This is a genomic window from Bradyrhizobium sp. MI1.10, assembly GCF_055811035.1.
The window spans coordinates 54,981-81,738 of record NZ_JBVVPN010000003.1 but is presented as its reverse complement, the minus strand read 5'-3'; the positions used below and the strand labels follow the sequence as shown (position 1 = coordinate 81,738).

Below are 26,758 nucleotides of genomic sequence, written 5' to 3'. Positions count from 1 at the left end.
GGAGCGATCACACCGCCTCGAGCTGATCCGCCGCGCGCTTCTTCTTTGCCTTGGACTGGCTGAGCAGGGGACCTGCCGTCAGCGCCGCCGTATCCGCCACACCCGGATCGCGCGACACCATCGCCGCGACGATCGCGCCGTCGATCAACAGGCCGAGCTGGTGCGCGAGCACGACGGGCTCGTTCGATCCGAGCTCGCCGGCGAGCTTCTCGATATGGCCGAGCACGATCTTCTTGTGCTTCAGCGCGATGTTGCGGAACTGCTTGGCGTCCTTGTCGTGCTCGCCGACCGCGTTGATGAAGGGGCAGCCGTAGAAGCGTTCTTCCGCGAACCAGCTCTTCAGGGCCGGGAAGATGCGCGTGAGTTTGGCTTGCGCGTCGCCGCCGCCTTCTTCCATGGCGCCGATGAACCATTCGCGCCACTGCTTGCCTTCGCTCTCCAGCACCGCGTTGACGAGATTGGTCTTGGAGCCGAACAATTTATAGAGCGTGGTCTTCGCGGTGCCGGCTTCCGCGATGATCGCGTCGATCCCGGTGGCATTGATGCCGTTCTTGCAGAACAGATGCGTCGCCGCGTTGAGCAGGCGCCCGCGCGCGGACTCGTCTTCGCTGGTGCCGCCGTGCGGCAAATGAGACATCTTCTTCGACGTCTTCTTGGGTAAGGGCTTGACCATGGATGCAACTTAATCGCAGCCGCGCTGCATCAGCAAGCCGCATCTGTCCGCGCTGAAAAGATTCGCACGGGAAAGCCGGTCTGCATCGCCTTTGAGCAAACGGCAGCTGATCAATCCGCAGGCAGCGTTCGCTAAGCGGCTCCAATGCTTCGCCTTTTGATTTTGGCCTGGTCTGGCACGCTCCATGCAAGGAAACAGACCGTTCGGTATCCTACCGATTTCCACTTCTGCCAGGGAGAAGATGATGACTGCCGTCGTTCAGAAGACAGTGCTGACGGGTTGCCTTGCGCCCATCGACAAGAATGGCCTCGAGCAACTGATCGCCAACGGCAAGGCCAATCCGAAGGTCATCAAGACCTTGAAGTGCAAGACGGTCGCGGAAGGAAAATTCCGCCACGCCAACTACATTCGCAATTTGCCACCCTACATCGTCGATGAGCCGCCTGGTCTGCTCGGCGACGACACTGCGCCCAATCCATCCGAAGCCTCGCTCGCCGCGCTCGGGTCCTGCCTCGCCGTCGGCCTGCACGCCAACGCCGTGCATCGCGGCTGGATCGTCAACAAGCTCGAGCTCGAGCTCGAGGGCGATCTCAACATTACCGCGGTGTGGGGCACCGGCGACATGTCGGACAAGCCGGTCGGCTTCACCGACGTCCGCGTCAAGGTCGACATGGAATGTGAGGGGATCTCGCCGGACGAGATCAATGCGCTGGTGGCCCATGTGAAGCAATGGTCGCCGGTCGCCAACACCTTCACCCGCCCGGTCAATCTCGAGGTCGGCATCTGAGCTGACGGCAACAGGACAAGGTGCGGAGACGATCATGGGTTCACTGGCTTTATCACGGACCGAAGTTTTGGATCAGCCCGCACCGTCCATTGCAGGCGAGGTGGCCCGGATTGCGCGGGAGCAGCTCGCGCCGCTCGCTGCCGGCATCGATGCCGGCACCATTTATCCGGCCGATGTGCTGCGCCAATTCGGCGAGGTCGGCGCCTGGGGCAGTCACGTGCCGCACGAAGGGCCTGCCGATCTGCGCTGTGCCATCCAGGCCATGTCGGCGATCGGCGAGGTCTGCGGCAGCACCGCCTTCATGGCGTGGTGCCAGAACACGCTGGTCTGGTACGCCGCCAACTCGACCAACATGAAGCTGGCAAAGCGTTTCGGCGATGGGTTCTCGACCGGCCGCGTGCTCGGCGGCACCGGGCTCTCCAATCCGATGAAAAGCTTTTTCGGCATCGAAAAGCTCAAGCTGAAGGGGCGCAAGGTCGAAGGCGGCTACATCGTGCGCGGCGCGCTGCCCTGGGTCTCCAATCTCGGCCCCGACCATTATTTCGGTACCATCTTCGAGCGCGAGGACGAGCCGGGCATCGCAAGTGGCGAGCCCGGCCAAGTGATGTTTTTGGCGGACTGCTCGGATCCCGCGATCTCGCTGACGCCATGCAAGCCGTTCCTCGCCATGGACGGCACCGGCACTTACGGCGTGCAGTTCCGTGACGCCTTCGTGCCTGACGAGCTGATCCTGGCCGATCCCGCCGCGCCTTTCGTCAAGAAGATCCGCGCCGGTTTCATCCTGCTGCAGGCCGGCATGGCGCTCGGGCTCATCAAGGACTGCATCAACATCATGGACGAGGTCGATAATCCCCTCGGTCACATCAACCGCTATTTGCCGCAACAGCCGGTGCATTTCCGCGATCTCGCCGCCGAGCTCGAGGCCGAGACCATGGCGCTGGCGCGCGATCCCTACAATGAAGAGGAGACCTACTGGCGCAAGGTGATCGCGCTCAGGCTTCGCGCCGGCGAGGCCAGCGTCGCGGCGGCGCATGCGGCGATGCTGCATTGTGGCGCGCGCGGCTACCTCAAGTCCCACCGCGCGCAGCGCCGGCTGCGCGAGGCCTATTTCGTCGCGATCGTCACGCCTGCCACCAAGCAGTTGCGCAAGATGCTTGCCGATTCCTGAGTTTTACGAGCCCACCCACCATCTAACCTCAACGGAGAGGCTGCCAATGACGGACGTTCTGATCTCTGCCAGCGAACTTGCCGATCTCTTGAAGACCGAGCCCTGTGTCGTGATCGACACCCGCAACCCCGACGCCTATGGCGCCGGGCACCTTCCCAATGCCGTGAACGTGCATGAGATATTCACGTTTCTTGCGACCTCGACGCCGGAGGGCATGGCCGAGCTGAAGACCAAGTTCGCCGACGCCTTTGGCGGCGCGGGCCTGTCCGGCAAGGAGACCGCCGTGATCTACGAGCAGTCGATGAACTCCGGCTTCGGCCAGTCCTGCCGCGGCTACTACCTGCTCACCATGCTCGGCTATCCCAAGATCAAGGTGCTGCATGGCGGCTTCGATGCCTGGGCGGCCGCAGGTCTTCCGGTGACGAAGGATGTGCCGGCGCCGGCGAAGGCGTCGTTCGGAATCGTGCCTGAAGCGGGCGATATCCTGATCGACGCCAAGACCATGCTGGCGGCGGTCGGCAAGCCGGGCGTCGCCATTCTCGACGTGCGCGACGTCGACGAATGGATCGGCGACAGCTCGTCTCCGTATGGGAAGGATTACTGCCCGCGCAAGGGTCGCATCCCCGGCGCGGTGTGGCTGGAATGGTATCGCATGATGAAGCCAACCGCCGAGGGCCCGCGCTTCAAGTCCAAGGACGAGATTTTGGCGGAATGCGCCACGGTCGGCATCTCGCCCTCCACGCCGGTCTATCTCTACTGCTTCAAGGGCGCGCGCGCCTCGAACACGTTCCTGGCGCTGAAAAACGCCGGCGTGAAGGACGTGCGGATGTATTTCGGCTCCTGGAACGAATGGTCGCGCGATCCGTCGCTGCCGATCGAGCAGGGATTGCCGATCGCATCGGAGGTGACGACCAAGGCGGCGTGATCGCCGCTAACCGAGGGCACGCGGACGGGGCGCGATTCCCAGCGCCTTGATCCGCGAGGCCAGCGTGGTCGGCTTGATATCCAGCATCTCGGCCGCGCCACCGGGGCCGAACACTTTTCCGGCGCAGCCCTCGAGCGCGGCCAGGATGTTGGCGCGCTCGTGATCGCGCATTTCGGATGACGTCATCACAGCGGGCCGTGCGTCAGCCTTCTGCCGCGTGGCGCCAACCGGGGCCTGCGTGCCTGAGGAGTCGGGCAGATCGATCCGCAAACGGCCGTTCTGCGACAGGATCGCAGCGCGCTCGATCACGTTCTGCAGTTCGCGGACATTGCCCGGCCAGTCATAGCGCGTCAGCCGCCGCGCATCGCCTTCCGACAAGCGCAGATTCGATTTCAGCGCCTTGCTCTCGCGGGTGAGGAAATGCTGAGCGAGCAGCGCAATGTCCTCGCGCCGTTCGCGTAAGGGCACCGTCTCGATCGGAAACACGTTGAGCCGGAAATAGAGATCCTCGCGAAAACGGCCGCGCTGCACCTCCTGCTTGAGGTCGCGGTTGGTCGCGGCGATGACGCGGACGTCGACCGCGCGGGTGCGCTCCTGGCCGACCCGCTCGAAATTGCCCTCCTGCAACACGCGCAGCAGCTTGCCTTGCAATTCGAGTGGAATCTCGCCGACCTCGTCGAGGAACAGCGTGCCGCCATCGGCGAGCTCGAAGCGGCCGATGCGGTCGCGCGTCGCGCCGGTGAAGGCGCCGCGGACATGGCCGAAGAACTCGCTCTCGAACAATTCGCGCGGGATCGCGGCGCAATTGACGCGGATCAGCGGCCGGTCGCTGCGGGTGGAATCCTCGTGAATGGCGCGCGCGATCAGCTCCTTGCCGGTGCCGGATTCCCCGGTGATCATTACCGCCGCGCTGGTCGGCGCCACCAGCTTGACCTGGCGCAGCGTCGTCTGGATCGCCTCGCTGCCACCGATGATGCCGCGCGGATTGGTCTCGATGCGGATTTCTTCCTGGAGATAGGCGTTTTCGAGCTCGAGACGTTCGCGCAGGCGATCGACTTCGGCGAGCGCGGCGTGCAGCTTCTCGTCGGCCTCGCGGCGCTGGCTGACGTCGCGAAACACCACGACGGCACCGACCACCACGCCGCGATCGCGGATCGGCGTGGAGGTGTATTCGACCCAGGCCGGCGAGCCGTCCTTGCGCCAGAATACCTCGCCATCGACCTGGTGCACGGCGCCGTCGCGGAACGCCGCGTAGATCGGGCAATCATGGTTGTGATAGTGCCGCCCGTCATGGTGGGTGTGGTGCATGATGGGATGGATTTCCTTGCCGACCAGCTCCTCGGCAGTCCAGCCCAGCATCCGCTCGGCGGCGGGGTTCACGAAGGTGGTCTTTCCTTCCGCGTTGACGCCGTAAATGCCTTCGCCGGCGGCGCGCAGGATCAGTTGGTTCTCGCGCTCGATGTCCTGGAACACGCGCTCGACCCGCTGCCAGGTCGAGATGCCGCTGCGCATGTGGTCTTCAGCGGCGGCATCGACATTGCGGCGGCGGCGTGCTTCGAGATCGGTCAGGGTGAGCTGGACCAGCGTGCGCCCGTCATGGGGCAGGACGCAGCCGGCATATTCGAGCCGGAGATTCTGCCCGGTGGCATGGCGCGGGTTCAGCGCCGTGGTCCAGTAGGCGCCCTTGTGCAGCACGGCCTGGGTGAACACGGTCAGCGCCGGAAGTTCGCCGGCATGCAGCGTGCTCGGCCTGGTCTGGCGCAGCAGCGCGCGGTCGTAGCCGAGCAGGGCGCAGGCGGCGGGATTGGCATCGACGATCAGGTCGCCGAAGGGGTCGATCAGCAGCGTCGCTTCGACCGAGGATTCGAAAGCCGCGACGCGCGGATCGATGGTCGGGGCCACGTCGTCGTGGGCGAGCATTGGCGTCGTTGCCATTACGAAATCTCGTTATTCAACTACGAAATCTCGTTTATCACGAATTTTCGTAATGACCAAGTGCAGGCGAAAGTGCTGCGTCATCAAGGCACTGGTGGGCGCGAAGGTGGTGGCATGCTCCTTGCGTAATTCTCCTCGCAACGACGCGCAGGAGGTCCGATGTCCACTTTCGACAATCCGTTTGATCCCAATCGCAACCTGCGAGCCGGCTGTGCCTGTGGTCAGCATCAATCCGCGGCGGAGCATGAGCAGGCCACCGCGTTGCGCTGTGATCCCGTCGAGAGCGAGGAGAAGCGCTACGAGGGCGTGGTCGCCTCTGCCGTGATGCGCGCGATGTTTCCGCAGGACGTGGCGCGGCGAGCATTCCTGAAGTCGGTCGGGGCCTCCACCGCGCTGGCCGCGCTGTCGCAGTTCTTCCCGCTTCAGACCGCGACCGAGGTTTTTGCGCAGGCCGGCACGCCGGAAAAGAAGGATCTCAAGGTCGGCTTCATCCCGATCACCTGCGCCACGCCAATCATCATGGCGGCGCCGCTGGGCTTCTATGCCAAGCACGGCCTCAACGTCGACGTGGTCAAAACCGCCGGCTGGGCCGTGATCCGCGACAAGACCATCAACAAGGAATACGACGCCGCGCACATGCTGGCGCCGATGCCGCTCGCGATCTCGCTTGGCCTAGGTGCCAACGCGATTCCGTTTGCCGTGCCCGCGATCGAGAACATCAACGGGCAGGGCATCGTGCTGGCGAGCAAGCACAAGGACAAGCGCGACCCGAAGGATTGGAAGGGCATGAAATTCGCCATCCCCTTCGACTATTCCATGCACAATTATCTGCTGCGCTACTATCTCGCCGAACACGGGATCGACCCCGACACCGATGTGCAGCTGCGTTCGGTACCGCCGCCGGAAATGGTGGCAAACCTGCGCGCCGACAACATCGACGGCTTCCTCGCGCCCGACAATATCTGCCAGCGCGCGATCTATGACGGCGTCGGCTTCATGCATCTCTTGTCCAAGGAAATCTGGGACGGCCATCCCTGCTGCAGCTTCGCGGCCAGCCGCGAGTTCATCACGACGGCGCCGAACAGCTTTGCCGCGCTGACGCGCGCGATCGTCGATGCCACGGCCTATGCGTCGAAGGCGGAGAACCGCAAGCAGATCGCGGAAGCCATCGCGCCGGCGAACTACATCAACGCGCCGGTCACGGTGCTGGAACAGGTCTTGACCGGCACCTATGCCGACGGCCTCGGCGGCGTGAAGACGGATGAAAAGCGCGTCGATTTCGACCCGTTCCCCTGGCAGTCCTTCGCGGTGTGGATGCTGACGCAGATGAAGCGCTGGGGCCAGATCAAGGGCGACGTCGACTACAAGGCGATCGCCGAGCAGGTCTATCTCGCAACCGACACCAGGAAGCTGATGACCGAGATGGGCCTGGCGCCGCCAGCCGGCAGCTACAAATCGTTTGCGGTGATGGGCAAGAGTTTCGATCCGGCCAAGCCCGAGGATTATTTGGCGGGCTTCAAGATCAGGAAGGCGTCGTGAGCGGCCGCGCTCTCTTTTCACCTCGCCCCGCTTGCGGGGAGAGGTCGGATTGCATCGTTAGATGCAATCCGGGTGAGGGGGACTCTCCGCGAGTTCGTCGCTCACCGAATATGCGGAAGCATGCCCCTCACCCCGACCCTCTCCCCGTAAGAACGGGGAGAGGGAGATGACCACCGCCTCCCTCCGTCTCCGCGCCGGCCTGGTCTCGATCGTGCTGCTCGTCGCGTTCCTGGGCGTCTGGCATCTCGCCGTGCGCTCGACGGCGCCGGTGGCCACGATGAGCGCGGAATACGCCAAGCTGATGGGCCTGACCGCGACCCAGGGCAAATCTGCCATGCCCGGGCCGCTCGATGTCGGCGCAAAACTCTGGGAGCATGTGAGGAGGCCGTTCTACGACAACGGGCCGAACGACAAGGGGCTCGGCATCCAGCTCGGCTACTCGATCGCGCGCGTCGGCACCGGCTATCTGCTTGCCGTGCTCGTCGCCATCCCGCTCGGCTTCCTGATCGGCATGTCGCCGCTGCTCAGTCAGGCGCTCGATCCCTTCATCCAGGTGCTGAAGCCGATCTCCCCGCTCGCGTGGATGCCGCTCGCGCTCTACACCATCAAGGATTCCTCGATCTCCGCGATCTTCGTCATCTTCATCTGCTCGATCTGGCCGATGCTGCTCAACACCGTGTTCGGGGTCGCGAGCGTACGCAAGGAATGGATCAACGTCGCGCGAACGCTCGAGGTCGGAACGATCAGGCGCGCCTTCACGGTCATCCTGCCGGCAGCGGCACCGACGATCCTGACCGGCATGCGCATCTCGATCGGCATTGCGTGGCTGGTGATCGTTGCGGCCGAAATGCTGGTCGGCGGCACCGGCATTGGCTATTTCGTCTGGAACGAGTGGAACAACCTCTCGATCACCAACGTCATCATCGCGATCCTGCTGATCGGGGTCGTCGGCATGCTGCTCGACCAGATCCTCGCGCGTTTCACGCGCATGGTCACGTTTCCGGAGTAGGGCAGTGACCGAGAAATTCGTCTCCATCGAAGGCATCGCCAAGCGCTATCCGGGCGCGAGTGGTGCGACGACGACCGTGTTCGAGAATCTGTGGCTGTCGATGGCGCGGGGCGAGTTCTGCTGCGTGATCGGCCATTCCGGCTGCGGCAAGACCACGGTGCTCAACATCCTCGCCGGCCTCGATGCGCCGAGCGAAGGCGCGGTCATCGTCGACGGACAGGCCATTTCAGGCACCAGCCTCGATCGCGCCGTGATCTTCCAGAGCCATGCGCTGCTGCCCTGGCGCACCGTGCTCGGCAACGTTGCCTACGCCGTGAGCTCGAAATGGCGGAGCTGGGATCGCGCCAAGGTGAAGGCGCATGCGCAGACTTTTATCGATCTCGTCGGCCTGACGGGTTCGGAACACAAGCGACCTTCCGAGCTTTCCGGCGGCATGAAGCAGCGCGTCGGCATCGCGCGTGCGCTCTCCATTACGCCAAAGATGATGCTGATGGACGAGCCGTTCTCGGCACTCGACGCGCTGACGCGCGGCACGCTGCAGGACGAGGTGCGGCGCATCTGTCTGGAGACCGGGCAGACCGCGTTCATGATTACCCATGACGTCGACGAGGCGATCTATCTCGCCGACAAGATATTCCTGATGACCAACGGACCCGGCGCGGTGCTGGCCGAAGTGGTCGAGAACCCGTTGCCGAGGGACCGCGGCCGCACCGATCTGCACCGCCATCCGCTGTACTACGCGCTGCGCAACCACATCGTCGATTTCCTGGTGACGCGCAGCAAGACCTTTGCCGTCGAGACGCCCGCTCACGATCCGCGCAATGTGCCGGTGGTGCATATCGGCAAGCCCGGACTGACCGTCGCGTCCGGTGGCGACGAGCAACGACAGACCTGGATACCCGGGACGAGTCCCGGGCTGACTGCTTGAAAAAGGAGACCCTCACATGAAACGCGAAGACCTCACCGAGAAGCTGCTCGACATCAAGCGCGAGAAGGGCTGGACCTGGAAATACATCTGCGAGCAGATCGGCGGTTATTCCGAGGTGCTGATTACGGGCGCGATCCTCGGCCAGATGAAATTGACCAAGCCGCAGGCCGCGAACGCCGCTGAACTGTTCGGCCTGACGAAGACCGAGACCACGATGTTGAACGAGACGCCGATGCGCGGCATGCCGATGCCGCCGACCGATCCCTTGATCTATCGCTTCTACGAACTGGTCATGGTCAACGGTCCGGCCTGGAAGGCGCTGATCGAGGAGGAGTACGGCGACGGCATCATGTCGGCGATCGATTTCGACATGGTGATGGAGCGCCTGCCCAATCCGAAGGGCGACCGCGTCAAGATCACCATGAGCGGCAAATTCCTGCCGTACAAATATTACGGCGCCAGCGGCAATGTGCCGGAATATGGCTTCAAGGAGGGATAGCTGGTTGGCATTCCGGGGGTGCGTCGCAGACGTCCCCCGGAATGCCGCTTTCGCCTTATTTCCCGGCCTTCACCTCGGCCGCCGCCACCGCGATCAACTCGTTCATCTTGGCCCGAATCGCCTGTTCGGTGATGGCGACGTTCTTCGCGGCGAAATCGGCCATGACCTTGCGCAGGACGTCGGCGTCACCGGCTTCCTCGAAATCGGCCGCGACCACCTCCTTGGCATAGGCCGTGGCGGCATCGCCGGTAATGCCGAGCTTTTCGGCCGCCCACAGCCCGAGCAGGCGGTTGCGGCGGGCTTCCGCCTTGAATTTCTGCTCCTCGTCGAGGGCGAACTTCTTCTCGAAGCCTTCCTCGCGCTTGTCCAACGTGCTCATGCCTTTTCCAATTCCCTGCTGACTGGACCCGGCCGGCCCTCGTTGCGAGAGCCCCGGTGCATGCCTAGATAGGGGGCACGAATCGGCAAAACAACGAGCCGTTAAGCCGCAGGCAAGACGGTATAAGTTTGATGCCGGACGGCCGGATCGATTGTGCTGGGACAGCCAATCGGATAGGTTGCCTAAGGCTGGGTTCCCGTTCTGTTTCTAGGGGTTCCGGGCCGTTCACGGCAGCTCCGCTGTGGGTCGTAGTCTCGTCAACCGGAGCACACCAGATACATGGATTTCAACAAAACACGGTACATCCCCATGAGCCGTCGGCGTCGCATTTATGAAGGCAAGGCAAAGGTTCTTTACGAAGGCCCGGAGCCCGGTACCCTGATCCAGCACTTCAAGGACGACGCCACCGCGTTCAATGCGAAAAAGCATCAGGTGATCGAGGGCAAGGGTGTCCTCAACAACCGGATCTCGGAGTACCTGTTTCAGCACCTCAACGACATCGGGGTGCCGACCCATTTCATCCGCCGCCTCAACATGCGCGAGCAGTTGATTCGCGAAGTCGAGATCGTGCCGCTCGAAGTGGTGGTGCGGAACGTTGCCGCCGGTTCGCTGTCGCAGCGCCTCGGCATCGAGGAGGGCACGCAGCTGCCCCGTTCGATCATCGAGTTCTACTACAAGAACGACCAGCTCAACGACCCCATGGTGTCGGAAGAGCACATCACCGCTTTCGGCTGGGCGACACCGCAGGAGATCGACGACATCATGGCGCTTGCCATCCGTGTCAACGACTTCCTCACCGGTCTCTTCCTCGGCATCGGCATCCGCCTCGTCGACTTCAAGATGGAGTGCGGCCGACTGTTCGAGAACGACATGATGCGGATCATCGTCGCCGACGAGATCTCGCCGGATAGCTGCCGTCTGTGGGACATCAAGTCGAACGAGAAGCTCGACAAGGACCGTTTCCGCAGGGATCTCGGTGGGCTGCTCGAGGCCTATACCGAAGTCGCCAAGCGTCTCGGCATCCTCATGGAGAACGAGCGTCCGGCGGGCTCCGGCCCGGTGCTGGTGAAGAGCTAAGAGGAATCTGACGTGAAGGCACGTGTTACCGTGACGTTGAAAACGGGCATCCTCGATCCGCAGGGCAAGGCGATCGAGGGTGCGTTGAAGTCGCTCGGCGTCGACGGCGTCGCCAGCGTCCGCCAGGGCAAGGTGTTCGACATCGAGCTCGCCGGCGCGGACAAGGCGAAAGCGGAGGCGGCGTTGAAGGACGCCGCCGACAAGCTGCTGGCGAACACCGTGATCGAGAATTATCGGGTCGAGCTGATCGGGTGAACGGGATGGCTCACAGCCACCCGACCCGACGAAAACGCCAGTACAGCGCCCCGCACGAGACTAGCATCACGCCGAGCAGCGTGTAATAGCCGTACTCCCAGTCCAGCTCCGGCATGTGCTTGAAGTTCATGCCGTAGATGCCGGCGAGCGCGGTCGGGATCGCGATGATCGCGAGCCAGGAGGCGAGCTTCTTGGAGACCGCCGTCTCCTGGGCCTGGCCGACCAGCAGGCTCGCTTCGAAGGCGAACGCCAGCACCTCGCGCATCGAATCGATCCGCTCCTGGATGTTGCGGACGTGGTCGGTGACGTCGCGGAACAGCGGCTGCATCGTCGCGCGCACCATCGCCAGCTCGTCGTGCTCGAGCCGGCGGCAGACCTCGACCAGAGGGCCGATCGCGGTCCGGAGCCGCAAGAGGTCGCGGCGCAGCATGTAGAGCCGTTCGATCTGCGCCTTGCTGATCGACTTGGAGAGCACGTCATCCTCGATGCTCTCGACCTCTTCGTGAATGCTCTCGAGCACGGGCGAGTAGTTGTCGACGATGAAATCGAGAATGGCGTAGAGGATGTAGTCCTCGCCGCGCGCGAGCGCTCGCGGGCAGCTTTCGCAGCGTTCGCGCACCGGCGTGTAGGACGTCGACGCACCGTGGCGCACCGAGACCAGATAGCCTTCGCCGACGAAGATGTGCGTCTCGCCGAAGGCGATCCGGCCCTCGATCAGTTGCGCCGTGCGCGCCACGATGAACAGGGCCTCACCATATTGCTCGATCTTCGGTCGCTGATGGGCATGGTTGGCGTCCTCGATGGCGAGCTCGTGCAGGTCGAACTGCTTCTGCACCGCGCTGAGCAGCGCCATGTCGGGCTCGTGCAGCCCGATCCAGACCACGTGGCCGGGCTTCGCCCGCCAGCTCGAGGCTTCGCTGATGGCGATATTGGCGACGCGCCGGCCGTCGACATAGGCACCGGCGGCGATGACGCCCTCGGTGGACACCGGCTCGGAGAGGGATGCGGGCAGCGAGGGGACATTCATGGCTTTGATCCCGGGCGAATCGATCGGCCGAATGGCGGGCTATGGCCTGTGCACAACGCTCGCGGGCAAGGCTAGCACTGGTAAAATCCCCGTCAAATGGTTATGTCTGCTGCCGATTTGGCAGCCGTGCCAGCCCCATTCAATCCTCGTTCGGAACCTCTGCCATGAAAGCCGCCATCCTCGTCTTTCCCGGAATCAACCGCGAGCGCGACATGGCGCGTGCCTTGAGGCTGATCTCGGGCAGCGAGCCCACAATGGTCTGGCATGCCGAGACGTCGCTGCCTGATGGTACCGACCTCGTGGTCGTTCCCGGCGGGTTCTCCTATGGTGATTACCTGCGCTGCGGCGCGATTGCGGCGCGGGCGCCGGTGATGGACGCGGTGCGCGACTATGCGGCCAAGGGCGGTCTCGTGCTCGGCGTCTGCAATGGCTTTCAGATCCTCTGCGAGTCCGGCCTCTTGCCTGGCGTCCTGATGCGCAATGCGCGGCTGAAATTCATCTGCCACGACGTGCATCTGCGCGTCGAGCGCTCCGACACGCCGTTCACGCGCGGCTACAATGCCGGGCAGGTGATCCGCGTGCCCATCGCGCATGGCGAGGGCAATTATGCAGCGGATGCCGAGACCATCAAGCGGCTCGAAGGCGAGGGTCGCGTGCTCTACCGCTATTGCTCGGCCGACGGCGCGATCGACGATATCAGCAACATCAATGGCGCCGCGCAATCCATCGCCGGCATCGTCAACGACAAGGGCAACGTGCTCGGCATGATGCCGCATCCGGAAAACCACGTCGAAGACATCATGGGCTGCACCGACGGCCGCGGCCTGTTCGCTGGCATCACCGCGCATCTGGAAAAAGCCGCGTGATTGCGTTCGTGCTGAAGCGGCTGCCGGCCGCTGTCGCCGTGGTTGCGTTCGCGACAGCCGCGCTCGCGCAGGATTTCCCCAAGCGTCCCGTCACCATGATCGTGCCGTTCGCGGCTGGCGGCACCTCCGACGTGATCGCGCGCACCGTTGCCGAGCAGATGGGCATCGCGCTCGGCCAGACCATCGTGATCGAGAACGTCGCCGGCGCCGGCGGATCGACCGCACTGGCGCGTGCCTCCCGCGCCGAGCCTGACGGCTACACCATTGCGATCGGCAATGCCGGCACCAACGCCGCGACCTATACGATTTATCCCAAACTGCCGTTCACGCCGGACTCCTTCGTGCCGATCGCCATGGTGGCGAAAACGTTCGGCATCATCGCCGTGCGCAAAGATTTTCCGGCAAAGGACCTGAAGGAGTTCATCGCCTACGCCAAGGCCAATCCGGGCAAGATCAATCTCGGCCATGCCGGCGTCGGCTCTTCGAATTACCTGATCTGCAAGAGCTTCGTCACAGCCGCCGGGATCGACGCGACGCTGGTCGGCTATCGCGGCGCCGCGCCCGCGCTCACCGACGCGATCGGCGGCCAGATCGACGGCGTCTGCGATGCGGCAGCCTCGGTCTCGCAGTCGATCAACGAGAAGCTGGCGCGCGGGCTCGTGGTCGGCTCGACCGTCCGGCTCGCCACAGTGCCCGACCTGCCGACGTCAGCCGAAGCCGGCCTGCCCGAATTCGAGGCGCAGGGCTGGAACGGCCTGTTCGCGCCCAAGGGCACCCCGCCGGCGATCATCGCCAGGCTGAATGCCGCCGCGCGTACGGCCGTGGAAACCGACGCGGTGAAGAAACGGTTCGCCGATCTTTCGACCGTGGCACCCGATCCCGACGAGCACACGCCCGAGGTGCTGCAAAAGCTCGTGACGCGCGACGTCGAGAAGTATCGGAAGATGCTGGCTGACGACGCCAAGTAATAGCTAGCGTCGTTTCAGCCGTTCCGTCGGCACCGTCATCGCGGCGACGCCCGCCATGACCAGCACCAGGCCCAGCGCCAGGTTCGAGGGCACGATCTCGCCGAGCAGCAGCACGGAGAGGCCGACGCCGATCGGGATGCGCAAATAGCCTTGCGCGTTGGTCGTCAGCGTGCCGAGCCGTCCCAGGCACATGTAGAACAGCATCAGCCCCACGGCGCTGGAGACGATGCCCATGACGATGGTGGCTATGATCGCCGTCGGCGTCGGGTGCAGCGTCCAGGGCTGGTCGATGATCAGCGAAGGCGGCAGCAGCACGAGGCCGCCGAACAGCAGCGAGCCGGCTGCCACCACCATCGGATCGTATTCGGACAGCCGCAGCCCGAAGATGGTTGCGCAGGCGAACGAGATGGTGGCGAGCAGGATGGCGATCTCCGCCACGATCTCGCTGCCGACGCCGCGCAGCGCATCCAGGCCGACGATGACGATTGTGCCGGCAAGGCCGAGGAGCGCGCCCAACAGCTTCAACAGCGTTGCTGGCTCGTGACGCGTGATCAGGGAGGTGATCAGGAAGGCGAAGATCGGCGTGGTCGAGGCCAGCACCACCGTGTTCGACGCCGGCACATATTGCTGAGACCAGGTGATGATCAGGAACGGAAAGGTCGAGTTGATCAATTGCTGGGTCGCGAACAGCTTCCAGGCCTTCGCATCGGTCGGAATCCTGACGCCGCGCATCCACAGGATCGCGAACAGGAAGGCGGCCGCGATCAGCGAGCGCGCCGAGATGAAGGTCACAGGCGGGATCGTATCCAGCGCGAGCTTGGCCAGCGGATAGGTTGAGCTCCAGCAGCAGGCCAGCGCGACCAGCAGCGCATAGTCACGCCAGTTGCGCGCGCTGGTGGCGGGCATGGACGGCAGCGGCGAGGCCGAGGCGCGACCCGTCGGCGGTGTGCTCTGCGGCACCTTGGTGTTGCTCCCGGCGCGACAGCGCTGGACCCAAGTCTGGGCGACGGGGCGCCAAAAGGGAAGGCGGCGAGCTATGCGTTTGGCTGTGGTGCCGGCTTCCGCTTCACCCGCTTGATCGTGCCGGAGAAGGTGAACAGGGGCCGCCCGCCTGACGTCAGCTTGCCGCGCAGGAAGATCAACGAGCCGCCGGCGCGGGAGACCTCGCCGACGCATTCGATCAGCTCGCCTTCGCGTGCCGCGTCGAGGAAGTCGCAGGCGAAATTGGTGGTCACGGCCGGCCCATCCAGCTCGTGGGTGGCGATCGCGAACAGGCAATAGTCGGAGAATGCCATGAAGCAGCCGCCATGGACGTTTCCGGAGCCGTTGAGGTGCTTCTTCTCGACCCGGAACGCCGAGCGGACGCTGCCGTCGTCCTCGATCCTGTGCCAGAACGGGCCGATATGGCTCTCAAAACTGTCGCGAATCCAGGTTCGCCAGCCCTGGAATTCCCCATCGGTGGCGACGTGGAGGTCGGGGCGGCGGGGCGGGGGCGCTTTGGTCAATTCGTGCAAGGAAATGGGCCTTCAATTGCGAGTCGTTTGCCCTTAAATCCGATCTGTCCACGCTGTGCAATTCCTGTTCCCGCAGCCCCCGGCCGCAAAACGTGGACAGCGGGAAAATGCGCCATAAAGGGCTTTTCCAAGCCGTCCGATGTTCCTAAGAACGGCCCACCGCCGTCGAAAGCCTCGAATCCATGAAGAACGAACCCAAGATCACTCCCGAGCTTATTGCCGCCCACGGGCTCAAGCCGGACGAGTATGAGCGCATTCTGAAGCTGATCGGGCGGGAGCCAACTTTCACCGAGCTCGGCATCTTCTCGGCGATGTGGAACGAGCACTGCTCGTACAAATCCTCGCGCCTCCATCTGAAGGGCCTGCCGACCAAGGCGCCCTGGGTGATCCAGGGCCCGGGCGAGAATGCCGGCGTGATCGACATCGGCGACGGCCAGGCCGTGGTCTTCAAGATGGAGAGCCACAACCACCCGAGCTACATCGAGCCGTACCAGGGCGCGACCACCGGCGTCGGCGGCATCTTGCGCGACGTCTTTACGATGGGCGCGCGCCCGATCGCCTGCCTCAATGCGCTGAGCTTTGGCGCACCGGAGCATGCCAGGACGCGGCATCTCGTCTCCGGCGTCGTCGCCGGGGTCGGCGGCTATGGCAATTCCTTCGGCGTGCCGACGGTCGGTGGTCAGGTCCGCTTCCACACCCGCTATGACGGCAACATTCTCGTCAACGCGATGGCGGTCGGCCTCGCCGATACCGACAAGATCTTCTATGCCGCCGCCTCCGGCGTGAACATGCCGATCGTCTATCTCGGCTCCAAGACTGGCCGCGACGGCATCCACGGCGCCTCGATGGCCTCGGCCGAGTTCGACGACAAGTCCGAAGAGAAGCGCCCGACCGTCCAGGTCGGCGATCCCTTTGCCGAAAAGCTGCTGTTAGAGGCCTGCCTCGAGATCATGGAGAAGGGCTGCGTCATCGCGATCCAGGACATGGGCGCGGCGGGTCTGACCTGTTCGGCGGTCGAGATGGGCGCCAAGGGCGATCTCGGCGTCGATCTCGATCTCGATGCGGTGCCGACGCGCGAGATCGGCATGAGCGCCTACGAGATGATGCTCTCGGAGAGTCAGGAGCGCATGCTCATGGTGCTCAAGCCCGAGAAGGAGAAAGAGGCCGAGGCGATCTTCAAGAAGTGGGGCCTCGATTTCGCCGTGGTCGGCTACACCACGCCGAGCAAGCGCTTTGTGGTCAAGCATGGCGGCGACGTCATGGCCGATTTGCCGATCAAGGAACTCGGCGACGAGGCGCCGCTCTATGACCGCCCGCATGTCCCCTCCGCCGCTTTGCCTGTCGTGCATGCGCGCGAAGTGGCGGCGCCGATGAGTCTCGGTGCCGCGCTCGAAAAGCTGATCGGCACGCCCGACATGTGCAGCAAGCGCTGGGTCTGGGAGCAGTACGACCACGTCATTCTCGGCAACACCATGCAGCGTCCCGGCGGCGATGCCGCCGTGGTGCGCGTGCAGGACGGCCCGAAGGGCCTGGCGCTGACCGTCGACGTGACGCCGCGCTATTGCGAGGCCGATCCTTATCAAGGCGGCATGCAGGCCGTGGCGGAAGCCTGGCGCAACATCACCGCCGTCGGCGGCAAGCCGCTTGCGATCACCGACAATCTCAATTTCGGCAATCCCGAGCGGCCCGAGATCATGGGCCAGTTCGTCGGCTGCCTGAAGGGCATCTCGGAAGCCTGCCGCACGCTCGACTTCCCGGTCGTCTCCGGCAATGTCTCGCTCTACAACGAGACCAACGGCCGCGCGATCCTGCCGACGCCCTCCATCGGCGGCGTCGGCCTGCTCGACGACTTCACCAAGTCGGCCTCGCTCGCCTTCAAGGCCGAAGGCGAGGCGATCCTCCTGATCGGCGAAACTCACGGCTGGCTCGGTCAGTCCGTTTACCTGCGCGACATCTGCGGTCGCGAGGAGGGGGCGCCGCCGCCGGTCGATCTCGCGGCCGAGAAGCGCAACGGCGACTGCGTGCGCGGCATGATCCATGCGGGCACCGCGACCGCCGTGCACGATCTCTCCGACGGCGGTCTTCTGATCGCGCTGGCCGAGATGGCGATGGCGAGCGGCATCGGCGCCAAACTGCTGGCGGCGCCGACCGCGCTGGTGCCTCAGGCCTATTGGTTCGGTGAGGACCAGGCGCGCTATCTCGTCACCGTGCCTGAAACCGAGGCCGGCCGCGTGCTCGCCAAGATGCGCGGCTGCGAGGTGCCCTGCGTGCGGATCGGCACCACCGGCGGCGACGCCGTCGCGATCGCCGGCGAGGCGCCTGTTGCGATTGACACGCTCAGGGCATCGTTCGAGCGCTGGCTGCCGGAGTATATGGGCGGGAAAGCGGCCTGAGGCGCTGAACCGGTAGCCCGGATGAGCGAAGCGACATCCGGGTCTTTGTCGTGAGGTTTCCCGGATATCGCTTCGCTCATCCGGGCTACGGTATCGTGCCTCACAACACGTGCGAGGCCCCCGGAATCTTCCGTAAGGCCGCAGTCAGTCCCCAGCTCAAGGTCACCGTGAGCACGAAGCCGATCGTGGCTTTCACGATCGCAGGCCAGCTGTAGTCGTACAGCGCGTACTGGATCCACAACGCGATCGGGTAGTGCACCAGGAAGATGCCGTAGGCATCCGCCTGCATGCGGTCGAGCAGGTTCGGGCCCGGCGACTTCTGGTGCAGGAAGAAGGCGAGGATCGCGAGCAGGATCGAGCCTGAGAACAGCACGAAGAACGTGCCGTAGATCGCCTGATACCAGTGCGGCTGCGGGTCTGGATTGCCCAGAACTTCGCGCTTGATGTAGATCATGCCCCACATCAGGCAGTAGGGGATCAGCGTGGCGATCACCCAGAGCCAGCGTTGTTTCGGCAACTGGCCGCCGGCGCTGAGGATGCCGCGATCGAAGTTCGCCGCTCCAACGCTGACGCCGATGAAGAAATAGGCGAAGTAGAGCAGGATGCGGCTCGCCTGCACCGAGAACGGCCCGAGCTCGAACCATTTGCTTCCGCCGAAATAGAGCAGCGCCGGCACGTAGGCGATTGTCGTCACGACGACGAGCAGCAGCCAGAATACGGCCGGCTGGTCGAATCCGCGTAGCGACACGCGGTTGCCCGGGTCGACCAGATGCGCGGAGACCCGGTAGAGCAAGCTCGCGGTCAGGTCGAACGCCAGCAGCACCCACACGAACCAGATCGGGCCGCTCGGCCACGGGCCAACCGTGATCGTCTTCCACCAGAACGCCGTGAAGCTCAGCCCGGGATCGTGCCGCAGCGCGATCGCGTAATAGGCGAGGGGAATCACGGTGAACGCCGCGATCGCGAACGGCAGCCCGAGCCGCAACAGGCGGTCGCGGAGAAAAACTGACGGCGCCTTGCGCGCGATGCCCGGCCAGGTGAACAGTCCTGACAGGAAGAAGAACATGGCCATGAAGAAGCTGTCGGTGGCCAGCACGACGATGTCGAAGCCGATCCAGGACGCCGGATCGGTGTGCCCGAAATAGGTGTAGGGAATGACGGCGTGGTGCAGCAGCACCACCAGCGTGAGGAAGGTGCGGGCGCGATCGAGCGACAGATTGCGCGCCTTGGCCTTCGGCACCGCGTGCGCCTCTGCGCCGATCGTCGCTGAATGTGACATCGTCATCGTGGCCGCCCCGGTCGCGCTTTCCGTCCCGGCCGGACTTTGCCGCCGGGAACCGGATTCAGCAAGGGTCGTTTGGGACGCCCGCAGGTCTCGAGACCGCTAGGAACCAGTTCCCTGCGACGAAGTTAGCGTTCGCCAAAAGGGCTTGGGACCGCGGCAAGCGGTACAATTTCGGAGCTGGCGATGACGATCCTGAAATGGGCGCTGATCTTCCTACTTGTCTCGATCGTGGCCGGCGTGCTCGGCTTCACCGGCATCTCGGCCGCCTCCGCCGACATCGCCCGCTTCCTGTTCTACGTGTTCGTCGCGATTTTCCTGGTGCTACTGATCCTGGGGCTCACGATATTCAGGGCGTAGCGGGGCTCGCGTCAGCATTCCCAGTCGTCGTGCCCGCGCTTGCCGTCTTCGCTGAAGCTTCGCCGGCCCAACACCCGTAGCCCGGCGAAGCCTTGGCGGAGCCGGGTCCCGGGCATCCACGTCCTTTGTATCCGCGGCAGCCAAGAACGTGGATGGCCGGGACGAGCCCGGCCATGACAGCAGGCCCTATGTGGGCTTACCCCACTTCCTCGATCTTCACCTTGTCCGGATAGAAGGCGAGATGGCCCGAAATCTCGGTCATCGCGGGAAAGGGCGCCTCATAGGTCCAGATCGCGTTATCCAGCGTCTTGCCGTCGGCCTTGACGCTGTAATAGCTCGCATCCCCTTTGTAGGGGCAATGGGTGACACGGTCGGTGCGCTCCAGCAGCGCCATATTGGCGTCCTGTCGCGGCACATATTGCACCGCCGGATATTTCGCCTCTTTCAGCGTCAGCGCCTTGGTGGTCTCGGCGATCACGATATCGCCGGCCGTGACGCGGACGCGCCGGGGATTTGGGGTGATGGTGATGGGGTGGTCGGGCCCTGGAAGCTTCATGATTTCACGCCTTTTTCGATCGCTCTGCCGCGCGCGGCACTTTGTCGTGGCTTTATCCAGATCGGATCACCGATATAGTGCCGGAAGGCGTGACGTAGAAGGCCGTTCACGCTAAGTTTGGGCCCGCCGGCTTTGCATATCCGGACCCCGGCAGCGATTCTACGACAAGGCTGATTGCAGCCGAGACAGGAGCACGACCCGAATGCCAATGGACGCCCACGATATCGAGGCGATGATCAAGGCGGCGATCCCCGATGCCGAGGTGACCATCCGTGACCTCGCCGGGGACGGCGATCACTATGCCGCGACCGTGATCTCGGAAACCTTCCGCGGCAAGTCCCGCGTCCAGCAGCACCAGATCGTCTATCAGTCCCTGCGCGGCCAGATGGGCGGCGTGCTGCATGCGCTGGCGCTGCAAACCGGTGTGCCGGGCGCCTGATCTGCTCGTGACGGGGGGATGACGATGGCTGCGGACAATCCGCGCGGCGCGATGTTTCGCGTCATCCTGCCAAACCAGCACAGCCGCGTCACCAATGCCGAGCTGTTCTTCGACCTGGTCTTCGTCTTCGCGATCACGCAGGTCTCGCACACATTGCTGCACCATTTCACGCCGCTCGGTGCGGTGCATGTCGCGGTGCTGTTTCTCGCGGTATGGTGGGTGTGGGTCTACACCGCCTGGGTCACCAACTGGCTCGATCCCGAACTGACGCCGGTCCGGATCCTGATCTTCCTGATGATGCTGGGCGGTCTCGTGCTGTCCACGACGATCCCGACCGCGTTCGAGGAGCGGGGCCTGTGGTTCGCGATCGCCTACGCAACGATGCAGGTCGGGCGCACAGCCTTCTGGATGTTTGCAACGCCGCGGCATCGAACTGCGGTCCGGCACAATGCGATCCGCATCCTGACGTGGCTCTCGGTCTCCGCGATCTTCTGGATTCTCGGCGGCCTCGCCCATGACGAGGCGCGACTATGGTTCTGGATCGTGGCGCTGACGATCGAATACATCTCGCCGGCGGTCCGCTTCTGGGTGCCGAAGCTTGGCTTCTCGTCGGTCGAGGCCTGGGCCGTCGAAGGCGGCCACATGGCCGAGCGCTGCTCGCTGTTCGTCATCATCGCGCTTGGCGAGGCCGTCGTCGTCAACGGCGCGACCTTTGCCGAGCTGGACTGGACCGCGGACAACATTTTGGCCTTCGTCTCCGCGCTGGTCGGCAGCATTGCGATGTGGTGGGTCTATTTCCACAAGGGCGCCGAGGCCGGCGCCGAGCGCATCTCGAAATCCGCCGAATCCGGCCGGTTGGCGCGGCTCGCCTACACCTATCTGCACATGCCGATCGTCGCTGGCATCATCCTGACCGCGGTCTCCGACGAGCTCGTGCTGAAGCATCCGTTCGGGCAGTCCGATATCAGGATCATCGTCAGCACGATCGGCGGTCCCTTGCTGTTCCTGGTCGGCACGATCCTGTTCAAGCACGCGATCCGCGGCTTCCTCCAGCTCTCGCATGGGATTGGCATCATCGCGCTCGCGGCGCTGTCGTGGTTTGCCGCCGAGCTGTCCCCGCTATGGCTGTCGGTCGCCGCAACGGTGATCATGATCGTTGTTGCGGTATGGGAGTCGGTCTCGCTGGGATCGACGCCGGAAGAAGCCGAGGAGCATCAGAGCACGGACCGCGGTAGCGCCTGACTTGAACGCCTCGTCCTTCGAGACGACCGCTCCGCGGTCTCCTCAGGATGAGGCTAATCAGCGCCGGTGCCCGTCGAAACTGCTGCCACGGATACCGTCCTCATCCTGAGGAGCCCGCCTAAGGCGGGCGTCTCGAAGGATGCGCCGCAGGAAACGGAGGAATTTCTACTCCGCCGCCTCCAGCGCGTGCACCGAGAACATCTTCGCGGCATCGGTCCAGCTCTCACGCACACGCCAGCCCGCGCCCTGCGCCAGCGCGGCAAAACGCTCGAGGCTGTATTTGTAGCTGTTCTCGGTGTGGATGCTCTCGCCCGCGCGGAACGAAAAGCTGGTGCCGAGCAGGCGCACGGTCTGGCTCTTCTTGCTGATCAGGTGCATCTCGATGCGGTGCCGCTCGCGATTGTAGATCGCGCGATGGGTGAAGGCGGAGAGGTCGAAATTGCCGCCGAGCTCGCGGTTGATCCGCACCAGCACATTGAGGTTGAAGCGCGCGGTGACGCCGGCGGCATCGTTATAGGCGTCGTGGAGCAGACGCTCCTCCTTCTCGAGGTCGGCGCCGATGATCATCTGCGCACCCCGGCCCAGGATGGCGCGCGCGCTCTTCAGGAAGGCCTGCGCTTCATGCGGCTCGAAATTGCCGATGGTCGAGCCCGGGAAGAACCCGACCTTGGGCATCGTCGCCACCGCCTTGGGCAGCTCAAACGGCGTGGTGAAGTCGGCCGCCACCGGGTAGATGCCGAGTGACGGAAAATCCCGCTTCAGGCCGTTAGCCTGCGCCGTGAGGAAGTCGCCAGAGATGTCGACGGGCACATAGGCCGCGAACTTGCACTGGTTGAGCAGCAGGCGGACCTTTGTGGTCGCGCCTGCGCCGAATTCGACGAGGGCGGCGTGCTCCGGAATGATCTTTGCGATCTCGCTGCCCCGCTCCTTCAGGATCGCCAGCTCCGTGCGCGTCGGGTAATATTCCGGCAGCCGTGTGATCGCTTCGAACAATTCCGATCCGGCCGCATCATAGAAATACTTCGGCGACAGCTTTTTGGGCTGCTGCGAGAGGTCCTCGATGGCCTCGCGCGCAAAGGCGGTGGTTTGTTCGTCGGGAAGATGGGCTTCGGCCAAAGCGCTGGCGTGCACATTCATGATACTCTCCTGAACGCGCTGTCCGGCGCGCATTTGTCGTCGGATGAGAATTTTACTCGTAGTCGGCGAGCCGCAGTCCCGTGAATTGCCAGCGGTGGTGCGGATAAAAGAAGTTGCGATAGGTAATACGGCTGTGCCCCTCCGGGGTTGCAAGCGAAGAGCCGCGCAGCACCAGCTGGTTGACCATGAACTTGCCGTTGTATTCGCCGAGCGCGCCTTCGATGGCGCGATAGCCGGGGTAAGGCGAGTAGGACGATCGCGTCCACTGCCAGACGATGCCGAAGGCATCGTTGAGCTGGCCCGCGCGGGCCGCGACCTCCCACTCCATCTCGGTCGGCAGATGTTTTCCGGCCCAGCGCGCAAAGGCGTCAGCCTCGTAATAGCTGACGTGGCAGACGGGCGCGTCAGGATCGACCGGCTTGAGGCCGGCCAGCGTCATCACATGCCATTGGCCGTCGATCTCGCGCCAATGGCCGGGGGCGTCCCAGCCCTCGTTGTTGACGGCTGCAAAACCGTCCATCAGCCACAGCGTTGCGGTCCGGTAGCCGCCGTCGCGCATGAAGGCGAGCCATTCGCCATTGGTGACGAGATTGCGTGCGAGCTTGACCGGGCCGACGAGGGCGCGATGCGCCGGCTTCTCGTTGTCGAAATGAAAACTGTCATCCACGTGACCGACGGTGTGGATGCCTTCGTTCAGCGTCAGCCAATCCTCACTGGCCGGCGTCGCGGCCGGGAAGCGCCAGTCCGGATCATAGGCCGGCGGGATCGGGTTCTGCGCGAAAGCGTGCAGGATGTCAGTGACCATCAATTCCTGATGCTGCTGCTCGTGATTGAGGCCGACCTCGACCAGCGGCGCGATCTCGCGAAGCTTGTCCTCGCCGGCGTCGCGGAAGAATTTCACGACGGCAGCGTCGACATATTTTCGATAGGCGCCGACCTGATCGGCGCTCGGGCGGGTGATGTCGCCGCGGTGATTGCGGGAATGGCGCGGACCGGCGCTGACGTAATAGGAATTGAACAGGAAAGCGAAGTCAGGGTGAAAGGGCTGGTAGCCCGCACAGTGCTCGCCGAGCACGAACTGCTCCCAGAACCAGGTGGTGTGCGCCCGGTGCCATTTCGTCGGGCTCGCGTCCGGCATGGACTGGATCTGCTGGTCCTCCGGCGACAGCGGCGCGGCCCTGCGCTCGGTCTCGTCGCGGACGGTGAGAAACGCGTCCTCCAGCCTCTGGGCAAGGCCGCCCAAATCGGCCGACGGTGACGGGGCGGGGGCCGTAGCGGAGGCTTGTTTCGTCACGTTTTTCTCCAGACAGGACAAGAGAACGTTGTTGGCGTTGCCGGGTTCCAAAACGCCGGGTTCGTCCTAGATAGGGGCTCCGTGACGGTATGAAAGTCCTCCCTGGCGATGATATTCGTGGCATCATGCAATGGGCCGCTGTTGCCGAGAGCGGTCCGCCCAGGGGCCGCTCGCCGCCATTTTACTTTGGATGCACAACGGTTTGGGCTACATATATAGGCAGGGATCGGGTTAAATCGGCTGAGCCAGCCCGAAGCGATTGGAGTGGGCTCCGCCCAGAAGGACACGGATATGAGCATCGAGGAATTTATCGCCAACGAAGTGAAGTCGAACGACGTGGTTCTGTTCATGAAGGGCACACCGCAATTTCCGCAATGCGGGTTCTCCGGCCAGGTCGTCCAGATTCTCGACCACATCGGCGTCGGCTATAAGGGCCTCAACGTTCTCGAATCCGCCGAACTGCGCAACGGCATCAAGGACTATTCGAACTGGCCGACCATTCCGCAGCTCTATGTGAAGGGCGAGTTCGTCGGCGGCTGCGACATTGTCCGCGAGATGTTCCAGGCTGGTGAATTGCAGCAGCTCTTCTCCGAAAAGGGCGTCGCTGTCGCGGCCTGATACATGACCCAACTGACGCGCCGGATCGGCGGCGCGGAGCTCAAGGTCATCGTTGCTGACATCACCACGCTGAGCGTTGACGCCATCGTCAACGCGGCCAACACGTCGCTCCTGGGTGGGGGCGGCGTCGATGGCGCGATCCATCGGGCGGCCGGGCCCGAGCTTCTAGCCGAGTGCCGGAAGCTCGGAGGATGCCCGACCGGCGATGCCAAGATCACGAAGGGTTACCTTCTTCCTGCGCGCCATGTGATCCATGCGGTCGGCCCGGTCTGGCACGGCGGCACTCGCGGCGAGGCAGAGGCGCTGGGCTCCTGTTATCGCCGTGCGCTCGAGCTCTGTGAGGCCAATCAGCTGACCTCCGTGGCGTTCTCCGCGATTTCGACCGGGGTTTACGGCTTTCCGGCCGACCAGGCCGCGAAGATTGCGGTCCATGCGACCATTGAAGCCCTGCCGGCCGCGCCGCTGGTCGTCGACGTCGTATTTTGTTGTTTCTCGGAAAAGAGCGCGGCTCTGCACGCGGACGTTCTGGCGCGGTATGGCGGCCCTTGTGCCTGATGACGTGGTCGGTACACTCCGCCGGGCCATGTTCCGGGGAGGGGATATGATTTCACAGTCTGGACTGCGCGCGCTGGTCTGCGCCGCGCTTGTGCCGTTAGGTGCGATGTCGTTCGCGCGGGCGGAGGGCACCTACGAGATTCCGGCCGGCGCGCATTTCAACCAGGACAAGCTCGCCAAAGTCACCGACTTCTTCAAGAACGAGGTCGCGACCGGCAAGATCGCCGGCGCAAATGTGCTCATCAAGCAACATGGCAAGCCGGTCTACCACGAAGTCTTCGGCGTGCAAGACGCGGTCAGCAAGGCGCCGATCACCGACAAGACGATCTTCCGCCTGTTCTCGATGAGCAAGGCGATCACTTCCGTCGTCGCAGTGAAGTTGATCGAGGAAGGTACGATCAAGCTCGACGATCCCGTCTCGAAATACATTCCGTCCTTTGCCAATGTGAAAGTCGGCGTCGAGAAGAAAGCCGAGGACGGCACCAAGTCGCTCGAGCTCGTGCCGCCGAACCGGCCGATGACGGTGCACGATTTGATGACGCACACCTCGGGCGTCACCTACGGCTTCTACGGCGACAGCCTGGTCCGCAAGGCCTATCGCGAAGCCAACATCTATGCCGGCGATTTCGACCTCGCCGAGTTCGCCGAGCGCATCGCAAAACTTCCGCTGCACAACCAGCCGGGCGCGCTGTGGCAATACGGCCATTCCACCGACATCCTGGCGCGAGTCATGGAAGTCGCGGCCGGCAAGCCGCTCATCGAGATCGAGCGGGAGAAGCTGCTCGACCCCCTCGGCATGGTCGACACCGGCTTCTTCGTCACCGATCCCGAGAAGCAGAAGCTGCTGGCGCAGCCGGTGCCGAACGACAGCGATTTCCGGGTCGGGCGGATCAATGATCCGACGGTCGTCAAGAAGATCCAGTTCGCCAGCGGCGGTATGGTTACGACCATGGCTGATTATGAGCGCTTTACGCAGATGTTGCTCAACGGCGGCAGCCTCGACGGCAAGACCATTCTCAAACCCGAGACGTTCAAGCTGATGGCCACCGACCAGATAGGCCCCAAGTCGGGCGTCGATCGCGATTATTTCTACTTCCCCGGCGATGGCTTCGGCTTCGGTCTCGGACTTGCGGTCCGCACCGATCCCGGCAACGCAAAACCGCCGCCGCCCGGCGATCTCGGCGAATTGAAATGGGACGGCGCCTCCGGCTGCTATTTCGTGATCGATCCCAAGCAGGACATGTTCTTCGTGCTGCTGGAGCAGACCCCGACCGAGCGCCAGCGCGTGCAGCGGACATTGAAGCAGCTGGTCTATGAAGCGATGGAGAATTGA

The 26,758-nt window shown here is 63.8% G+C and carries 28 protein-coding genes; 18 read left to right on the top strand and 10 right to left on the bottom strand.

Annotation, left to right across the window (positions count from 1 at the left end; genetic code table 11):
- Positions 1–7 precede the first annotated feature (7 nt).
- Complete coding sequence (locus AC0L3K_RS04585) at positions 8–673, bottom strand: TetR/AcrR family transcriptional regulator (RefSeq protein ID WP_354128069.1); 666 nt, start codon at positions 671–673, stop codon at positions 8–10.
- 244 nt (positions 674–917) lie between these two features.
- Here AC0L3K_RS04585 and AC0L3K_RS04580 point away from each other — a divergent pair, with 244 nt between their 5' ends.
- The 3 genes from AC0L3K_RS04580 to AC0L3K_RS04570 are packed head-to-tail and all read left to right on the top strand — an operon-like array spanning position 918 to position 3,553.
- On the top strand, positions 918–1,460 hold the full coding sequence (locus AC0L3K_RS04580) for an OsmC family protein (RefSeq protein ID WP_007602244.1): 543 nt from the start codon (positions 918–920) through the stop codon (positions 1,458–1,460).
- Positions 1,461–1,494: 34 nt separating this feature from the next.
- Positions 1,495–2,628, top strand: coding sequence for an acyl-CoA dehydrogenase family protein (locus tag AC0L3K_RS04575; protein WP_354128070.1), 1,134 nt, complete (start codon positions 1,495–1,497; stop codon positions 2,626–2,628).
- A 46-nt stretch (positions 2,629–2,674) separates the two neighbouring features.
- Complete coding sequence (locus AC0L3K_RS04570) at positions 2,675–3,553, top strand: sulfurtransferase (protein ID WP_007602248.1); 879 nt, start codon at positions 2,675–2,677, stop codon at positions 3,551–3,553.
- 6 nt (positions 3,554–3,559) lie between these two features.
- On the opposite strand, the gene AC0L3K_RS04565 is transcribed toward AC0L3K_RS04570, so the two are convergent.
- A complete protein-coding gene (locus tag AC0L3K_RS04565; protein ID WP_354128072.1) occupies positions 3,560–5,488 on the bottom strand; it encodes a sigma 54-interacting transcriptional regulator in 1,929 nt (642 codons plus the stop codon).
- Positions 5,489–5,647: 159 nt separating this feature from the next.
- On the opposite strand from AC0L3K_RS04565, the gene AC0L3K_RS04560 reads away from it, so the two are divergent.
- From AC0L3K_RS04560 to cynS, 4 genes are all read left to right on the top strand, one after another.
- The gene (locus tag AC0L3K_RS04560; protein ID WP_007602251.1) at positions 5,648–7,027 is read left to right on the top strand and encodes a CmpA/NrtA family ABC transporter substrate-binding protein; all 1,380 of its coding nucleotides are present in this window, start codon (positions 5,648–5,650) and stop codon (positions 7,025–7,027) included.
- A gap of 166 nt (positions 7,028–7,193) precedes the next feature.
- On the top strand, positions 7,194–8,036 hold the full coding sequence (ntrB, locus tag AC0L3K_RS04555) for a nitrate ABC transporter permease (protein WP_354128073.1): 843 nt from the start codon (positions 7,194–7,196) through the stop codon (positions 8,034–8,036).
- A 4-nt stretch (positions 8,037–8,040) separates the two neighbouring features.
- Positions 8,041–8,964: an ABC transporter ATP-binding protein gene (locus AC0L3K_RS04550; protein ID WP_007602255.1), complete on the top strand. Its 924-nt coding sequence runs from the start codon at positions 8,041–8,043 to the stop codon at positions 8,962–8,964.
- Between the two features lie 16 nt (positions 8,965–8,980).
- Positions 8,981–9,463: a cyanase gene (cynS, locus tag AC0L3K_RS04545; RefSeq protein ID WP_007602258.1), complete on the top strand. Its 483-nt coding sequence runs from the start codon at positions 8,981–8,983 to the stop codon at positions 9,461–9,463.
- A gap of 55 nt (positions 9,464–9,518) precedes the next feature.
- On the opposite strand, the gene AC0L3K_RS04540 is transcribed toward cynS, so the two are convergent.
- On the bottom strand, positions 9,519–9,842 hold the full coding sequence (locus tag AC0L3K_RS04540; RefSeq protein WP_007602260.1) for a DUF1476 domain-containing protein: 324 nt from the start codon (positions 9,840–9,842) through the stop codon (positions 9,519–9,521).
- Positions 9,843–10,151: 309 nt separating this feature from the next.
- Here AC0L3K_RS04540 and purC point away from each other — a divergent pair, with 309 nt between their 5' ends.
- Entirely contained in the window at positions 10,152–10,919 is a 768-nt protein-coding gene (gene purC / locus AC0L3K_RS04535) for a phosphoribosylaminoimidazolesuccinocarboxamide synthase (RefSeq protein ID WP_171944915.1), read from the top strand.
- A gap of 12 nt (positions 10,920–10,931) precedes the next feature.
- A complete protein-coding gene (gene purS / locus AC0L3K_RS04530) occupies positions 10,932–11,174 on the top strand; it encodes a phosphoribosylformylglycinamidine synthase subunit PurS (RefSeq protein WP_007602264.1) in 243 nt (80 codons plus the stop codon).
- 10 nt (positions 11,175–11,184) lie between these two features.
- On the opposite strand, the gene AC0L3K_RS04525 is transcribed toward purS, so the two are convergent.
- A complete protein-coding gene (locus AC0L3K_RS04525) occupies positions 11,185–12,201 on the bottom strand; it encodes a magnesium and cobalt transport protein CorA (RefSeq protein ID WP_219684990.1) in 1,017 nt (338 codons plus the stop codon).
- 164 nt (positions 12,202–12,365) lie between these two features.
- Between AC0L3K_RS04525 and purQ the strand changes: the two genes are divergently transcribed.
- Positions 12,366–13,067: a phosphoribosylformylglycinamidine synthase subunit PurQ gene (gene purQ / locus AC0L3K_RS04520; RefSeq protein WP_007602268.1), complete on the top strand. Its 702-nt coding sequence runs from the start codon at positions 12,366–12,368 to the stop codon at positions 13,065–13,067.
- Positions 13,064–14,035 (top strand): tripartite tricarboxylate transporter substrate binding protein BugD, encoded by a 972-nt coding sequence (locus AC0L3K_RS04515; RefSeq protein ID WP_007602270.1) that lies wholly within the window; start codon positions 13,064–13,066, stop codon positions 14,033–14,035. The genes purQ and AC0L3K_RS04515 overlap by 4 nt, the downstream gene beginning before the upstream one ends.
- A gap of 3 nt (positions 14,036–14,038) precedes the next feature.
- Here the strand turns inward: AC0L3K_RS04515 and AC0L3K_RS04510 are convergent, their stop codons facing one another.
- The gene (locus AC0L3K_RS04510; protein ID WP_354128074.1) at positions 14,039–14,995 is read right to left on the bottom strand and encodes a DMT family transporter; all 957 of its coding nucleotides are present in this window, start codon (positions 14,993–14,995) and stop codon (positions 14,039–14,041) included.
- Positions 14,996–15,069: 74 nt separating this feature from the next.
- The gene (locus tag AC0L3K_RS04505; RefSeq protein ID WP_007602274.1) at positions 15,070–15,549 is read right to left on the bottom strand and encodes a PaaI family thioesterase; all 480 of its coding nucleotides are present in this window, start codon (positions 15,547–15,549) and stop codon (positions 15,070–15,072) included.
- A gap of 182 nt (positions 15,550–15,731) precedes the next feature.
- Between AC0L3K_RS04505 and purL the strand changes: the two genes are divergently transcribed.
- Positions 15,732–17,942: a phosphoribosylformylglycinamidine synthase subunit PurL gene (gene purL, locus AC0L3K_RS04500; protein WP_354128075.1), complete on the top strand. Its 2,211-nt coding sequence runs from the start codon at positions 15,732–15,734 to the stop codon at positions 17,940–17,942.
- Positions 17,943–18,042: 100 nt separating this feature from the next.
- On the opposite strand, the gene AC0L3K_RS04495 is transcribed toward purL, so the two are convergent.
- Entirely contained in the window at positions 18,043–19,221 is a 1,179-nt protein-coding gene (locus AC0L3K_RS04495) for an acyltransferase family protein (RefSeq protein ID WP_354128116.1), read from the bottom strand.
- A 189-nt stretch (positions 19,222–19,410) separates the two neighbouring features.
- Between AC0L3K_RS04495 and AC0L3K_RS04490 the strand changes: the two genes are divergently transcribed.
- Positions 19,411–19,584, top strand: coding sequence for a DUF1328 domain-containing protein (locus AC0L3K_RS04490; protein ID WP_007602280.1), 174 nt, complete (start codon positions 19,411–19,413; stop codon positions 19,582–19,584).
- 196 nt (positions 19,585–19,780) lie between these two features.
- Here the strand turns inward: AC0L3K_RS04490 and AC0L3K_RS04485 are convergent, their stop codons facing one another.
- Entirely contained in the window at positions 19,781–20,140 is a 360-nt protein-coding gene (locus tag AC0L3K_RS04485; protein WP_027567668.1) for a DUF427 domain-containing protein, read from the bottom strand.
- A gap of 202 nt (positions 20,141–20,342) precedes the next feature.
- Here AC0L3K_RS04485 and AC0L3K_RS04480 point away from each other — a divergent pair, with 202 nt between their 5' ends.
- Positions 20,343–20,579: a BolA/IbaG family iron-sulfur metabolism protein gene (locus AC0L3K_RS04480; RefSeq protein WP_007602284.1), complete on the top strand. Its 237-nt coding sequence runs from the start codon at positions 20,343–20,345 to the stop codon at positions 20,577–20,579.
- Positions 20,580–20,603: 24 nt separating this feature from the next.
- Complete coding sequence (locus AC0L3K_RS04475) at positions 20,604–21,821, top strand: low temperature requirement protein A (RefSeq protein WP_473365493.1); 1,218 nt, start codon at positions 20,604–20,606, stop codon at positions 21,819–21,821.
- Positions 21,822–21,986: 165 nt separating this feature from the next.
- On the opposite strand, the gene egtD is transcribed toward AC0L3K_RS04475, so the two are convergent.
- Complete coding sequence (gene egtD / locus AC0L3K_RS04470; RefSeq protein ID WP_007602290.1) at positions 21,987–22,958, bottom strand: L-histidine N(alpha)-methyltransferase; 972 nt, start codon at positions 22,956–22,958, stop codon at positions 21,987–21,989.
- 52 nt (positions 22,959–23,010) lie between these two features.
- The gene (gene egtB, locus AC0L3K_RS04465; RefSeq protein ID WP_354128077.1) at positions 23,011–24,303 is read right to left on the bottom strand and encodes an ergothioneine biosynthesis protein EgtB; all 1,293 of its coding nucleotides are present in this window, start codon (positions 24,301–24,303) and stop codon (positions 23,011–23,013) included.
- A gap of 240 nt (positions 24,304–24,543) precedes the next feature.
- Between egtB and grxD the strand changes: the two genes are divergently transcribed.
- From grxD to AC0L3K_RS04450, 3 genes are read left to right on the top strand one after another with little or no spacing between them, the layout of a single operon-like run.
- A complete protein-coding gene (gene grxD / locus AC0L3K_RS04460; RefSeq protein WP_007602294.1) occupies positions 24,544–24,870 on the top strand; it encodes a Grx4 family monothiol glutaredoxin in 327 nt (108 codons plus the stop codon).
- Between the two features lie 3 nt (positions 24,871–24,873).
- Entirely contained in the window at positions 24,874–25,425 is a 552-nt protein-coding gene (locus AC0L3K_RS04455; protein WP_473365492.1) for an O-acetyl-ADP-ribose deacetylase, read from the top strand.
- A gap of 46 nt (positions 25,426–25,471) precedes the next feature.
- Positions 25,472–26,758 (top strand): serine hydrolase domain-containing protein, encoded by a 1,287-nt coding sequence (locus AC0L3K_RS04450; protein ID WP_354128079.1) that lies wholly within the window; start codon positions 25,472–25,474, stop codon positions 26,756–26,758.